We start from the raw sequence: 15,369 nt of genomic DNA on the forward strand, positions 1-15,369 counted from the left end.
ATAGGTATAACAACGCAATATAGCTTTGCATAGCGTCATATTTCAATAAAAAGCGGAGGACATTCTATTGGATATTGAAATTTATCCGCAAATCTATTTACACAAAACCACTTACAAATGCTTCTTTACTCCCCAATACTTATCGATTCATTAAGAAAAGTTTTTCAAGATAACATAATATGAAATTTATTCGCACTAAATGCGTCGCGAAGGAGTCTTTTATAAGTAAAACTATTACCGTATATTTACAGAGATTCTTTAAATTAGTTTTATTAATATCCTTAAAACAGACATTTTTGAGTTATAACCTTTAAAATGAATTGTCAACCTGTAATATTACTTACCCAACTTCCGTTAATATCAGTTTTATAAGCGGTAATCAAAGCCTCCTTTGTCATAATTGCTAATTGAGGATTGTTCCCGAATTGTTAGCAAATATCCCGTAGGACTGTATGTGGTGTGCGTGAAGTTGACAGAATATTACTTAAACCCATTTCCATTTTCCGGATTAAAAATCCTACTGTTTATCTCGTTTTCGTATTAATCAAAAAAAATTACTTGCTTTGACATTTAGAGGTATCAATGACCATTAATAGTTTTACTGAAGCCAAAAGACCAAAAAGACCAATTAAACAACAATTGGAATACCAGCGACCAGAATACCAACGACCAGAATATCAACGACCAGAGTATCAACGACCGAATTTGATAGTTCCTGATGTTTCTACCGTCCCCGAAGTTCCAGATGATTACATGGAAACACCGGAGATTGGTCTTGATGAAAGTATTTTCACTTGCCCAAATCGCGGTAGAGTGGCGATTTTTATCGATGGTGCAAACTTATTTTATGCAGCATTGCAGCTGGGAATTGAAATTAACTACGCCAAACTGCTTGGTTGCTTAGCGAAAGATTCAAAATTGTTGCGTGCTTTCTTCTATACGGGGGTAGATCCAACTAACGAAAAACAACAAGGTTTCTTGTTGTGGATGCGTCGCAATGGCTATCGCGTAATTACCAAAGACTTGGTGCAATTCCCGGATGGTTCAAAAAAAGCCAATCTTGACGTAGAAATTGCTGTAGACATGATGAACCTAGCCCCTTACTACGACACTGCGGTGTTGGTCAGTGGTGATGGTGATTTAGCCTATGCAGTGAATGCAGTCTCTTATCAAGGCTCTAGAGTCGAAGTAGTTAGCTTGCGTTCCATGACTAGCGAAAGCTTAATTGATGTCGCAGACTGCTTTGTTGATTTAGACGCAATCAAAAAACATATTCAAAAAGAATCGGATTCAGAGTACAGCTATAGACCGTTATCAAATTTTGATATACACCCACCAATCCACGCAGAACAACCACATTACCCAAAATCCTAATTAATAATTCGTGATTCGTAGTTATGAACAAACAATTTTAGATGTTGGCTTTAGTCCTTTGGGAATACTTGTGAAGCCCTTAATTTGCCTTTTTTACCCTCTCCGACGGCTGGGAGAGGGTTGGGGAAGGCAAAGTAAAAATCATGCTTATAGTATTGGGTTTGTGGATTATAAATTTAAATGTTTAGGGTTTTAAACTCACCAATATGGTTGAAGTTTCCCCATAAATCAAAAATCTCAAATCTTTAAACCCCATCGAACCCCTTGTAAATTAAAAAAATTAAATTGTTGAAATCACAATTGCGAATCACGATTTATAAATTACGAAGCCGGTAAATCTACGCTGTAAAGGGTTTTTCCTTCTAAGTTTTGCAGAGCAACGCTCATACCTTTGGTTTCGGAGTTGATTTTCACCGTACCGAAAAACTGCAAACCGTATGAAGGCGATCTATTTGGTTTCGTTGTCGAATCTACGCTTTGAAACTTTACTTGCGGCCCAAAAGTATTATCTAATTGATTTGGTCCAAAGGTGCCGGAATTTAAAGGACCTGCCACAAACTCCCAAAATGGTGTAAATTCATTAAACTGGGCTTTGCTGGGGTCGTAATAATGGGCTGCTGCATAATGCACGTCAGCAGTTAACCAAACCACATTGCGGATATTTTTCTGTTTAATAAAACGCAATAAATCGGCAATTTCTAATTCTCTACCCAAAGGGACACCATCACCGTTGGATGCATTTTCAAAATTTGTTTTACCATCTTTAACTAACAGCCCGATAGGCATATCGGCAGCTATTATCTTCCAAGTTGCTTTTGAGTCAACTAATTGATTCTGCAACCAGCGCACCTGAGAGTTACCTAAAAACGCCGTTTCCGCGCTAGCTTGCTGCTGGCGGTTAGCTGTATTAGGTCCTCTGTAGCTGCGTTTATCTAACATAAATACTTCCAAATTAGACCCATACTTGTAAGAACGATAAATTTGTTCTGGGTCATTATAGTTAAAACGTATGGGTGTATATTCCATAAATGCCTGCTTAGCTCGCGCTGCCAGCAGAGAAACACTTTTTACTTTGTAGCGTTCGTCCTCCAAAATTTCCCCAGGATACCAATTATTAACTGTTTCATGGTCATCCCACTGCACTAATTGGGGGACTTCAGCATTAAAGCGTTTAACATTTTCATCGAGCAGATTATAGACATAATTACCGCGAAACTCCTGCAAAGTTTCCGCAACCTTGGACTTTTCCGGAGTTACAATATTCTTCCAAATAGTGCCATCATCCAACTTCACTTCAGCTTCAATTGGTGCGTCGGCATAAATATAATCGCCAGAATGGATGAAAAAATCTGGTTTCATCTGCCGGATTGTTTCGTAGATTTTCATACCGCCAAAGTCAGGATTAATACCCCAACCTTGTCCGGCAGTATCCCCAGACCAAGCAAAAAAGATATCATAGTTTGCTGATGGAGTTCGTAAATTACCTATATATGGAGCGCTGTAAGTATTGATATCGGCTAAATCCTGGAAAACTACCCGATAAAAAACTTGCTCTCCACTTGGTAAATTATTTAGATTAACTCGCGCAGTAAAATCGCTAACTTCCAAAGCCGCAGGACCAATAACTCGTCTTGCATCCTTAAAAGATTCATTCGTTGCGTAATCAACAATCATCCGCGCCGGTTTATCGCTACGACTCCAAATAATTGCACTATTTGAATTAACATCGCCGCTAGCCACACCATAAGGTATTTTGGGGCGCATTTTATCCGACGTAATAATCCCTGGTGCTTGAGCAAAGCTTTTATTCTGTAAAACCCTTGTGACAGCAATACCACCAGCAGCAATTGTACTACTAAGTAAAAATCGACGACGTGAAAAGTTGTGTGAAGGATTGGTTTTCATTACTTTTAATTATCAATGAGTGCAAAATTATTTTTTGCCTACATTTTGACTTATGAAGTAATTTTCCGCAATTTTACCCAGATTAATTTAAATAAATATTGACATACTGAGAATTAAGTTATTAACAATTAAAACCTCACCCCTTCCCCTCTCCTTATTAAGGAGAGGGGTGTAAATACGCAAAACCCTGCTTTCTCAAAAATTTTGTAGGTTGGGTTAGGCGCATAAATAATCATGATGTTTAACAAAAAAGTTACAGCAGCGCCCTAACCCAAAATTCAATTATGGCGATTAGGAAATATCTCTAATTACACAATTTTTCAAAATAAATTTAATGACAAGGCAAATATTACAAGAAAGATACGAAATTCAGCGACAGCTAGGTAAAAATCCTGGAAGAAAAACTCTTTTAGTAAAAGATTTAGAAACTGAAGAATTAGTAGTTGTTAAATTACTCAATTTCGATATTGAATTTGACTGGCAAGATTTAAAATTATTTGAGAGAGAAGCGCAAATTCTTGAAGAACTTTCACACCCTGCGATTCCCAGCTATCTTGATTCATTTAAAGTTGATTTACCCGATACTAAAGGCTTTGGTTTAGTACAAACTTATATCCCTGCAAAATCTTTGGAAGAACATTTGCAGCAAGGGCGTACTTTTAGCGAAACAGAAGTAAAGCAAATTGCCACAGCTTTATTAGAAGTATTAACCTATCTACATTCCAGACAACCTGCTGTTATTCACCGCGACATCAAACCCAGCAATATTTTATTAGGCGATCGCTCTGGTAATAATGTTGGCGATGTTTATTTAGTCGATTTTGGTGCGGTGAAAACTACAGCAGTGCAACAAGGTGGAACTATGACTGTTGTGGGTACTTACGGTTACATGGCTCAAGAACAATTTGGTGGGCGTGCTGTACCTGCTTCGGATTTATATAGTTTGGGTGCGACTTTGATTTATTTAGTTACTGGTAATCATCCTGCCGATTTGTTGGGGGATGATATGGTGATTAAATTTGAGGAATCGGTTAATTTAAGTAGTTCGGATTTTGTTAATTGGCTCAAATGGATGACTCAAACAACTTTAAAAAAACGCCCGTCTTCGGCTGAAGTTGCTTTGCAAGAGTTAGAAAATCCGACAGTTGTAGAGTCGAAATTATTTGTTGCTAAGCCGCAGGATAGTAAGGTTCAGTTAACAAAGAAGAAAGACGAACTAGAGATAATAATTCCTTCCCCAGGTTTTAGTTCGCAACTTGGAATTATCTGTTTACCGATGCTTTTGATGCTTTCGGGATTAATATACATCACAGTTATTACTTTAGGTGCAATTTTGATATTAATAGTCCCTATTGCTTTTTGGATTGTGGTTTTAAGTGTATGGCAACAAATTCTCTTTACGATATTTGGATTAACTCGTATTTATATTAATAAAAATAAAATTGAAATTACATACGAGCTATTTGGTTCAAAATTAACTAAACCCGATTCTAGCGCGCGCAATGATATTTGTAAATTGGAAATTGTTGAAAGAAGTACACATAACAATACTGTAAGTAAATATGAAATTTCAGCTAGTTTAATTATTTGGGCTGGAACCCATAATCATGAACTCGTCGCTTTTTTATTTGATAAAGGAATTGCCAAATTAAGTATGTATCCTAAATTTTTCACTTCACTGGAAATAGAATGGTTAGCTCAAGAATTAGGTGATTTCTTAGAGTTACCGATTAGTAGAGATTCAGTTTCAATAAAACGTGGTTGGTAGGATAAAAATATATTTATTCTTCCCAATTAGTAGGTTGGGTTAGGAGCTTGAATAATCATCATATTTAATCAGTAAATTATGTCAACACTGTAACCCAAAATTCACTTATGGTGACTACAAAACATCTTTATTTATTCAAATCGCTGCTGTTGGGTTACGACACTATATTTTCAATTCGGTTTATAAATTAAATTTATCAATCGTGTCTAATCCAATCTACGAATAAACAATAAATAAAACATAGAAATTTCATAAATTATCAAAGTAAATATAATGACAAATCAGATATTACAAGAAAGATACTATATTCAAAAACAATTAGGAAAAAATTCTGGAAGAAAAACGCTGTTAGTAAAAGATTTAGAAACTCAAGAGTTAGTAGTTGTCAAATTACTCAACTTTGATATTGATTTTGACTGGCAAGACTTAAAGCTCTTTGAAAGAGAAGCACAAATACTTCAAGAACTTTCACATCCGGCAATTCCAAAATATCTTGATTCATTCAAAGTTGATTCGGATAATTCTAAAGGTTTTGGTTTAGTACAAACATATATTCCTGCAAAATCTTTGGAAGAACATATACAATCTGGAAGGACTTTTAGCGAAGCAGAAGTAAAGCAAATTGCCACCGCTTTATTAGAAGTATTAACCTATCTGCATTCCAGACAACCTGCTGTCATTCACCGCGATATCAAACCCAGCAATATTTTATTAGGCGATCGCACCGGAAATCACGTCGGTGAAGTTTATTTAGTCGATTTTGGTGCGGTGAAAACTACAGCAGTGCAACAAGATGGAACCATGACTGTAGTAGGTACTTACGGCTACATGGCTCAAGAGCAATTTGGCGGGCGTGCCGTGCCTACTTCCGATTTATATAGTTTGGGTGCGACTTTGATTTATTTAGTTACCGGTAGTCATCCTGCCGATTTGTTGGGCGATGATATGGTGATTAAATTTGAGGAAACGGTTAATTTGAGTGCTGAATTTGTTAGTTGGCTCAAGTGGATGACTCAAACAACTTTGAAAAAACGTCCGTCTTCGACTGAAGCTGCTTTGCAAGAGTTAGAAAATCCCACAGTTAGTGAGTCAAAGATAGTACTTAAAAAGCCGCATGGTAGTGAAGTTCAATTGACAAAGAAAAAATCTGAATTAGAAATTTTGATTCCTCCCTATGGCTTTAATTTATTGATATTGGTATCATGCCTTTTTCCAGTGGTTTGGCTTAATATTCTATTTAATATTCCATTCGGAATTACAAAATTGTTGTTTATTATATTTGCAATACCAATATTCACTAGTTTGATATTTAGCTCTTTATTTCAGACGTTTGGCTATATTATTTTTCATATTAGTCAAGATAAAGTCAAACTTTTTTACCAGATATTCGGCATCCCATTTCGTATAAAACCTATCAGCAGCAGAAGCGATATCAATAAATTAGAAGTTGTCGGTAGAACAATAGATAAAACTGTCAAAGGAAATCCAGAAATTCCACCAAAATTGATTGTTTGGGCTGGTAAAAATAAATATGAGCTAGGAAAAATTGCTTCTTCTGCAACCATTGATAATTCTTCTAGTAGAAAAGAATATTTAACTGCACCAGAAATAGACTGGTTAGCTCAAGAATTAAGTGATTTCTTGGATTTACCAATTGCTAGAGATTGAGTTTCAATAAAAAGCAGTTTTTGGAATAATTAAACCATTATTAAAAGAATCAACTACAATTGACTTTTCTAGTTATTTTGTTAAAATTTATGTGTAAATGATTACTTTCGCTGGTAGATATGAATAGGGTATTTACTTATTTGGTAGTGAAATATTAAGGAATTGATGTCTTTAGTAGTGAAGACTATATAGTTGTTCTCTTTAGAGTCAGAGAAAATATTCACAAAATATCAATATTATGCAATCAGTTTGTAGGCTAGTTGTGTAAGTAATTGATACGACTGAAAAATCAAATATAGACTTTTCGATTTTTTGAAATTTTTATTTTTAATAAGGCTAAATTTTGGTATTTAATCATGAATCAGATGCTGGAAAATCGCTATAGAATTGTTAGAGAGTTAGGCGATGGTGGTTTTGGTAAGACTTACGTCGCTCAAGATACTCATATGCCTTCTAATCGCTATTCTGTGATTAAACAGCTTAAACCGATGAATCAAGGTTCTGAGATTTATCAAATTGTTCAGGATAGATTTTTACGGGAAGCTGCTATTTTGGAGCAATTAGGAGGTGGTAGCAATCAAATTCCGACGCTGTATGCCTATTTTGAATCTAACGGACAATTTTATCTGGTTCAGGAATATATTGAAGGTGAAACTCTTTCTAAAAAGTTACGTACTCAAGGTAAGTTGAGTTCGGATGTCGTTAAAGATATTTTGTTAAAGATTTTACCCGTATTGGAATACGTTCATAATAAGGGGATAGTACATAGAGATATTAAGCCAGATAATATTATTATTCGCGATGCCGATAATTTACCAGTACTAATTGATTTTGGTGCGGTAAAGGAAACTATGCAAACTATAGTATCTCAATCTGGTAATACCCCTAAATCTTCGATTGTGATTGGTACTCCTGGGTTTATGTCTTCAGAACAACTTTCAGGAAGACCTGTATTTAATAGCGATTTATATGCTTTGGGGATGACTGCGATCTATTTGCTGACTGGTAAAATGCCTCAAGAATTAGATAGCGATCCTCGCACTGGTGAAGTTGTTTGGAAAGAACATGCTCCCGATGTTAGTTCAGAATTAGCTGCTGTATTAGATAAAGCAGTTCAAAGTCATTTGCGCGATCGCTTTTCTAGTGCGAATGAAATGCTGAATGCATTAAAGAGTGAAACTATTGCTACGACTATAATTGCACCTCCTTCACCTGCTGCTGCGACAATTCCCCCGAGTAACCAACCAAGTACAGTTGTTTCTCCACAGGAAACTAAACCAAGTTCTTCTACAAGTTCTTCTAAAGGTTCAAAAGCTGCAATCATAGTTGGCATAGTATCTCTTTTAGTTTTGGGAGGAGTCGGAACCTTTGCTTTCTCAATGATGAATCAACAACAAGCAGTTCAGCAGAGGTTAGCTAGTATAGAAGCGGAGCGTCAGAAAGCTGAAGAGTCGCGACGAGAACAAAATGAGAATAATTCAAGAAGAGAGCAAGAATTACAGCGTCAATTAGAAGAAGAAAAAAAACTGAGAGAGGAAGCAGAAAAAAGAAGAAGGGATAGAGTTGTCCAAGTTCAATCAAATTCAAATTCAACTTCAAATACAAGCTCAAATACAAGCTCAAATTCAACACCAAATTCAAGTTCTTTCCCTGAAGGGACATTTGCAAATAGTGAATGGTCTCTAAATTTATTTTCAAGAAACAATAACATTTATTATCAAGCTCAATCGCTCAAAGATTCATCATCTCTAAGCTTACAAAATGGACGAACTTCCGGTAGTAGCAACCGTAGAATTTACACCTGGAATAATGGAGCATATAGATACCAGGTAACTTGGCAACCAAACGACCCCGATTATGTGAGATTGCGAGTATTTACCCCTTCTGGCGAACAGTTAAATCAACTTCTTTCTAGAAATTAATAATTGACGCTTGTCTTGTTATTAATGTCTAATCCAACCTACCTTCTTATTTCTTTCTTCTGGGATGGGCATCCTTGGCTATGCAATTTTTGGCGTTGCTGATTAAAAGTATGGTTTGCCCCCAACCCCCAATTCTGGCGAAGATAAATCATTTTAAGTCCCCCAAAATTGGGGGATTTAGGGGGCTAGTAAATGCTAGAAAAAAAGTTCATATTTCAATTCAGCAGCGCCTAATTTTTATATTCAAACAGCAAAGGGAGACGTAGCAATACGCCCCGTCTCTACATTCGCTATTTGTTAATAATTAAATATTACTAATTATTCTTGTGAATCTTGAGATTCTTGAGTTTCCTGTTCTAGTAGCTTAGAAAACTTTTGGCGTAAGTCTTGTATTTTTTTGTTGCCTTTTGGCAGAGCCATTAGACGAATTTCGATTTCGGCAATGTTGTCAATTCGAGTTGTCTTTTCCCAAACTTTTTTGTCTACTTCCGATTCTGATTCGTAACGGAATGTAACTGTATCGGAATTGACATCTAGAATATCTACATTCTTTAGCCAGCCATTACTGGTTTTAACCAATAGCCAAACGTTGGGCTGACCGATTAGTTCTTGAAGCTTAGTCTCCATACAAAATTTAAAAATTAATAGTGTGAGCTAGTCAGAATCTAATTTAAGTCTCTGTAACCTATCTTAAGACATATTCCTTCAGATGTAAAAGATTTATGAACATTTTTTCAAATTAATATTACAGATAGATGCTTAATATACAGTTGCTGGGTTAACATTAAGGGCTATACCTACAAAAAGCATAAATTCAGCCTTTCTAGTTCCAATCCCCTAATTTTGAGAGAGTTTGGGGGGATGCAAATTATATTTTTTTGTACTATCTTGCGTGTCAAGTAAATTTCCTGTATTGATTGAAAGCAGTATGCAGTAAATTTTTGTTAAGCGGGTTAAGCAAGGAGTAGGAATGTACGTCGTACAGATTGCCTCAGAATGCGCTCCTGTAATTAAAGCTGGAGGTTTGGGGGATGTTGTTTATGGACTTAGTACGGAATTGGAAAGCCGGGAGAATTGCGTAGAGTTAATTCTTCCCAAGTACGATTGTATGCGTTACGACCATATTTGGGGTCTTCACGATGCGTATAAAGATTTATGGGTACCCTGGTATGGTGGTGCGATTCACTGCTCGGTTTATTGCGGTTGGGTACACGGAAGGGTTTGTTTCTTTATTGAACCCCATTCTCAAGATAATTTCTTTAATCGCGGCTGTTATTACGGTTGTGATGACGACAATATGCGCTTTGCGTTTTTTAGTAAGGCAGCATTAGAATTTTTATTACAAAGCAACAAGCGCCCGGATGTAATTCACTGCCATGACTGGCAAACTGGTTTAATTCCAGTGATGCTGTACGAGATGTACAAATATTATGGAATGGGAAGTCAGCGAGTTTGCTACACCATTCATAACTTTAAGCATCAAGGCATGGGTGGCGCGGAAATACTGCACGCTACAGGTTTAAATCGCGAGCCTTATTACTTTCAATACGATAAATTGCGAGATAATTTTAATCCCTTTGCTATCAACTTTATGAAGGGAGGGATTGTTTATTCTAATAGCGTAAATACCGTATCTCCTCATCATGCTTGGGAAGCCCATCATACGGATGTTGGTTGTGGATTGAGTCATACTATAGATTTACACCAAGGCAAGTATCGGGGAATTCTTAACGGTATAGATGATAACTTTTGGAATCCGCAAACAGATCGTTATATTCCCGAACATTACAGTATAGATAACATTGACGCAAAAGCTAAAAATAAAAAAGCACTAAGAGAAAGACTGTTGTTGAGAGATGTTGATAAACCAATCGTGGCTTATATTGGTCGTTTGGATGCTCAGAAGGGCGTTCATTTAGTACATCACTCGATTTATCATGCACTTTATAAAGATGCACAATACGTGCTTTTAGGCTCGGCAACAGGTGCTGATATAAACGCTAAATTCCAGTACGAGAAAAATTACTTAAATCATAATCCCGACGTTCATTTAGAACTCAGTTTTAACGAAGAGTTAGCCCACCTAATTTATGCGGGGGCAGATATGATTGTGGTTCCCAGTAACTACGAACCTTGCGGGCTGACGCAGATGATTGGTTTGAAATATGGTACCGTGCCGATTGTACGGGCTGTTGGCGGGTTAGTTAATACCGTATTTGACAGGGATTACGAGACAGGAAAGCCACCGGAGAAGCGCAACGGTTACGTTTTTAACGATACCGATTTTCATGCAGTTGATTTTGCAATGGAGCGAGCTTTGTGGCTATGGCACAACAAGAAAGATGAATACCGGATGTTGATGAAGCAGGGTATGGAGTGTGACTACTCTTGGAATAACCCAGGGAATGAATATTTAGGGATTTACGAATCGATTCGGGAGAAGTGATACGATTTTGCGGGAAGTTTGGATTTTGGATTGTGAAATCCATTTGTTGAATTCATCTTAAATTGCCAAATCCCAATAATCATTATGTAAAGACGTTGCAATGCAACGTCTTTCTGTATTTAGATTCCCACCGATAAGTCAACAAAATGATACTATACGCCTTTCAAAGGGCGTTTTTTTATTTCTGAAGAAATTGATTTGAGTAATTAAACGAATGGCATCGATTAATTTGCGTAATTAAGCTTGATTCAATAATTGAAATGACTTTTTTTATCAAAATAATGCTTATCAATTTCTCAAGATCAACTTTTTCAAAATTAATTTGCTCTCAACTGGTATTAAACTTGATGTCTTTACCATTGCTGTCATTAACTACAAGTTGCACTTTGATGTCGCAATCCAACGGAGTAGAGGTTAATACTTACGCGCAGCAAAGGAAACAACAGCAGAAGCAACCAGAGGATTCTAAAGTTTCTCAGTTAATTGAAATAATAGAGCAAAAATATAGACTATATAAACTTGAGTATTCTCCTGAAGCTAAAGCTGCGAGTCAAGAATTAGTAGAAATTGGTAAACCTGCGGTTCCAAAATTAATTAATGCACTCAGAAAAAATCGGATACTTCTTACTTTCGGTGTGGCTGAAACACTCTTGAAAATAGCTCAAAAGGATTCATCTGTTGTACCGATTTTAATTAATAGGTTAGGAGATAAAGATTTGCAGGTTCGTTTTGGTGCAATGAAAGCTTTAGAAAATGATTTGTTTGCACCTAAATTAAAAAAGGCTGCACAAAATAAAAACCCTAGGATAGCTGCTGGTGCTATTTATGTTTTAGGTAAAATTGCCGCTGACAGTTCTATATTACCTAATTTAAATAATAAAAATTCACTGATTCATATAAGTACAATACTTGCTTTACGCGACAAAACTCCGGAAATGTTCACAACTATCAAAAATGCATTAGAACACGAAGATGTTTTTATTCGTGTAAATTCAGCTTTGACTTTGACTTTTGCAATTGGATATATAGATGAAATTTCCGGAGTAATTGATTTTGATGATGTTAATAAAATTGCTCAAGTTATGGTTGAAGGTGCAGGAAATGAAGACTCATCAATTCGCTTTAGAGCAGTTCAAGCATTTGCTCAGATTTACCGTATTAGATACCTTTATGAAATAAAACCAAACCCGCCACTTGTGCCATCACTAATCAAAGCAATAAAAGATGAAGATCCAGGTGTACGTTATAAGGCTATGCTGATAATTGCCATGATGCGAAATGCAACAAAAGCTGCAATTCCATTGTTAATGGAAGCACTAAATGAGAAAGATGAAAGAGTTAGGGGTGCAGCAGCTTTAGCATTTCAATATATGGGTTCTGACGCAAAACCCGCGATACCAAAGATAATCGCGATATTACAAAATAAACAAGAAAATGAGCAGAATCGCGATTATGCTCTAAGAACTTTAGGTAATCTCAAAAAAAATGCAGTATCAGCGATACCAACCTTAATTAATACAATAGAAGACAAGCAAAATTCAAGAGCTATAATTATCGGTGCTGCACAAGCTTTAGAGAAAATTGCTCCTCAAGTTTTGATTCTTTATATAGTAAAAAATATCTCAGATAAAGATAAAAATTTTCGCGCATCTTGGCTACGCCTTTTACAGGATGCTACATACCAAGTAAAAGCAAAGAAAAATGATTTATCTACAACTGAGTTAGAAAAGGTAATATCAGAATTAGAAACTGCTTTGAAAATTATTGAAAATTCTGAATATGATTTTCCCCTGCATATAGCTCCATCGCTACGAAATTTGATAACAGAGTTGAAAAAGTAGCAGTTTGTCGAGATAATTTAATTTAGGTAATTAAACTAATGACGCTCATCTGATTTCGTAATTAAGCTGATTAAACAATAGCTAATTGAAATATAAAAACTTGTTTAATCAAGATATGCGTATTAATTTGTCTAAATCAACTTTTTCTAAATTACTTATCTCTCAACTGGCAGTAACTTTGATGTCTTGTTCGCTGCTGCCACTTAATACAAGTACCGCTTTAGCGCAGCAGTCACCAAAAGAACAGAATTCACTACAAGCAGTATCTACAATTCCTAAACTAATTGAGATATTAGAGCAAAGAGAAATTTATCGCTTCTCACCTGTTGCTGAAGCTGCAATGCAACAATTAGTCAATATTGGTAAACCTGCTGTACCGCAGTTAATCGAGTCATTAAAAAAGAATCGAGCATTCTTAACTTTTGGTATAGGAGAAACGCTCTCGAAAATAGCACAAAAAGATTCATCTGTAACACAAATATTGATTGATAAATTAGGAGATAAAAATACTCAGATTCGTATTGGTGTGATGATTGCTTTAGATGATGATTCCTTTGAAACTGCTTTGATAAAAGCAGCGCAAAATAAAAATCCACGCATACGCTCTGGTGCGATTCTAGCTTTAGATTTAGATGGGAATAAAGCTTCGGTATTACCTCTTTTAAAAAAAGCTTTACAAGATAAAGATGCAAGTATTCGTAGAAGTGCGGCAATTTCTTTAGCGTCAGCAGATGAAAAGTCTTCGGAAATTGTAAAAATTCTTAAAAACGGATTAAAAGACAAAGATTCATCAATTCGTGTAGCTTCAGCTTCGATGTTAGCCCAGATAAATTCACAAACAGCTTCTGCAACTCCGATATTAATTAAGGCATTAGAAAACGAAGATTCGATAATTCGTTTAATCGCGATTGAAGCACTTTCAAAAATTAATCAAAATAATTTCCAGATTTTACCTGTAATAATCAGAGCGATGGAAGATAAAGATTCAGCAGTTCGCTATATGGCTATTAATAGAATTTCAAAATCGGGAAAATCGAGTAAAGCGACAATTCCAGCTTTAATTAAGGCTTTGAACGATAAAGATGGTAATATTCGCAGTGCTGCAATTTACGCATTAGGGAATATGGGTTCCGATGCTAAAACAGCTAAGCCGAAATTAGTGGCGATATTGCAAAACAAACAAGAGAGTGATGAAAATCGCGGTAGCGCGGCAATGGCTTTAGGTGAAATGGCAAAAGATGCTGCGTCAACGGTACCGGTACTGATTAAGATATTGGAAGATAAGCAAAGTACGAAGCAGCTAGCTGTGAGTGCTGCATTAGCTTTGGATAAAATTGATTCTCAAGCTTTGATTCCGGCTTTAGTAAAAAGGTTGCCAGATAAAAAAATGGAAGTGGCTTCGGCAGTTATCTTGAGCAGCATTGCATCTAAAATGAAAGAGAATAAAAGTAATTTTACTAATGCTCAATTGGAAAAGGCAATTTCTGAATTTGAAACAGCTTTAAGAATAATTGATAATTCAGTAAACGAAATTCCAGAGGATAAAGTTACAGCGTTACGGCAGTCGGTAGCGCTTTTGAAAGAATAAAGGAAATCGTTTGATTACATGTTACCCCGCAGCCTATAAAATTCAGTTTATATAGCAGCTTTCAATTGAGCAGAATCCACTCAAAACCTCACCCTGTACTTACGGACATCCCTCTCCTTATTAACGAGAGGGAACGACGGCGAGGTTAAGTTTGTATCCCATTCAGGTGAAAAACGCTATATTTACAAAGCCTATCTTCGTGGGCTTATTTGATGAATATACAAATTAAATGAGTAAATATTTTCAACAATTCCCAGGATTTACAACTAAAAGATATAGAGTTATCTAAAAGTCTTTTATTATGATTGAATTCAAAATTGTCGATAATAACAACGCTATTGCTCAAGTTTCAAAATTAGCTAAAAATATTTGGAACGAACATTATTTACCTATTATTGGCAACCATCAGGTGTCATACATGCTGGATAAGTTTCAAAGTGAAGATGCTATCGGGCAGCATATAGATGAAGGATATAGATATTACATGATTTTTTATAACCAAGTTGAAGCCGGGTATTTTTCGATTTGTGAAAAAGGAGAAAAATTATTTTTAAGTAAATTGTATATTCTTAAATATTTCCGAGGGAAGGGTATTGGTAAGCAAGCAATCGAATTTATTAAAAGTAATTTGAAGAATCCCGTGATTCAACTGACAGTAAATAAGAATAATTCTGATAGCCTTGCTTTTTATAAAAATATTGGCTTTGAGATTGTTGATGATGTAGTTATGGATATTGGAAATGGGTTTGTTATGGATGATTATGTAATGGAAATGGCAAGTTAATCTAACTCACCATTTCCCCTTGTCTCCCAAAGAAACCGGGTTGCTTTTTGGCTTCATAACGACATGCGGAATG

Annotated in this window: 10 protein-coding genes; 8 read left to right on the plus strand and 2 right to left on the minus strand. The window is 35.9% G+C overall.

The genetic code is table 11. The annotated features are described in order from the left end of the window. Nucleotides 1-582: 582 nt before the first annotated feature. Complete coding sequence (locus RIV7116_RS01475) at nt 583-1,374, plus strand: NYN domain-containing protein (RefSeq protein ID WP_015116486.1); 792 nt, start codon at nt 583-585, stop codon at nt 1,372-1,374. Between the two features lie 321 nt (nt 1,375-1,695). Here RIV7116_RS01475 and RIV7116_RS01480 read toward each other — a convergent pair whose 3' ends face one another. Next, the gene (locus tag RIV7116_RS01480) at nt 1,696-3,279 is read right to left on the minus strand and encodes an alkaline phosphatase (RefSeq protein WP_015116487.1); all 1,584 of its coding nucleotides are present in this window, start codon (nt 3,277-3,279) and stop codon (nt 1,696-1,698) included. A 334-nt stretch (nt 3,280-3,613) separates the two neighbouring features. On the opposite strand from RIV7116_RS01480, the gene RIV7116_RS01485 reads away from it, so the two are divergent. From RIV7116_RS01485 to RIV7116_RS01495, 3 genes are all read left to right on the plus strand, one after another. Continuing rightward, complete coding sequence (locus RIV7116_RS01485; RefSeq protein WP_015116488.1) at nt 3,614-5,047, plus strand: serine/threonine-protein kinase; 1,434 nt, start codon at nt 3,614-3,616, stop codon at nt 5,045-5,047. A 273-nt stretch (nt 5,048-5,320) separates the two neighbouring features. Then, the gene (locus tag RIV7116_RS01490) at nt 5,321-6,715 is read left to right on the plus strand and encodes a serine/threonine-protein kinase (protein WP_015116489.1); all 1,395 of its coding nucleotides are present in this window, start codon (nt 5,321-5,323) and stop codon (nt 6,713-6,715) included. Between the two features lie 356 nt (nt 6,716-7,071). Further along, complete coding sequence (locus RIV7116_RS01495; protein WP_015116490.1) at nt 7,072-8,637, plus strand: serine/threonine-protein kinase; 1,566 nt, start codon at nt 7,072-7,074, stop codon at nt 8,635-8,637. A 318-nt stretch (nt 8,638-8,955) separates the two neighbouring features. Here RIV7116_RS01495 and RIV7116_RS01500 read toward each other — a convergent pair whose 3' ends face one another. Next, nucleotides 8,956-9,264, minus strand: coding sequence for a DUF6679 family protein (locus tag RIV7116_RS01500; RefSeq protein ID WP_015116491.1), 309 nt, complete (start codon nt 9,262-9,264; stop codon nt 8,956-8,958). Between the two features lie 343 nt (nt 9,265-9,607). Here RIV7116_RS01500 and glgA point away from each other — a divergent pair, with 343 nt between their 5' ends. The 4 genes from glgA to RIV7116_RS01520 all read left to right on the plus strand — a co-directional run bounded on the left by glgA (nt 9,608) and on the right by RIV7116_RS01520 (nt 15,296). Then, complete coding sequence (gene glgA, locus RIV7116_RS01505) at nt 9,608-11,083, plus strand: glycogen synthase GlgA (protein WP_015116492.1); 1,476 nt, start codon at nt 9,608-9,610, stop codon at nt 11,081-11,083. Between the two features lie 347 nt (nt 11,084-11,430). Further along, nucleotides 11,431-12,924, plus strand: a complete 1,494-nt coding sequence (locus RIV7116_RS01510; protein WP_015116493.1) for a HEAT repeat domain-containing protein — start codon at nt 11,431-11,433, stop codon at nt 12,922-12,924. A gap of 115 nt (nt 12,925-13,039) precedes the next feature. Next, nucleotides 13,040-14,512, plus strand: coding sequence for a HEAT repeat domain-containing protein (locus RIV7116_RS01515; RefSeq protein WP_015116494.1), 1,473 nt, complete (start codon nt 13,040-13,042; stop codon nt 14,510-14,512). Between the two features lie 301 nt (nt 14,513-14,813). Further along, the gene (locus RIV7116_RS01520; RefSeq protein ID WP_015116495.1) at nt 14,814-15,296 is read left to right on the plus strand and encodes a GNAT family N-acetyltransferase; all 483 of its coding nucleotides are present in this window, start codon (nt 14,814-14,816) and stop codon (nt 15,294-15,296) included. The last annotated feature ends 73 nt before the right edge of the window (nt 15,297-15,369 follow it).

The sequence above is a fragment of the Rivularia sp. PCC 7116 genome (assembly GCF_000316665.1).
Taxonomy (GTDB): Bacteria; Cyanobacteriota; Cyanobacteriia; order Cyanobacteriales; family Nostocaceae; genus Rivularia.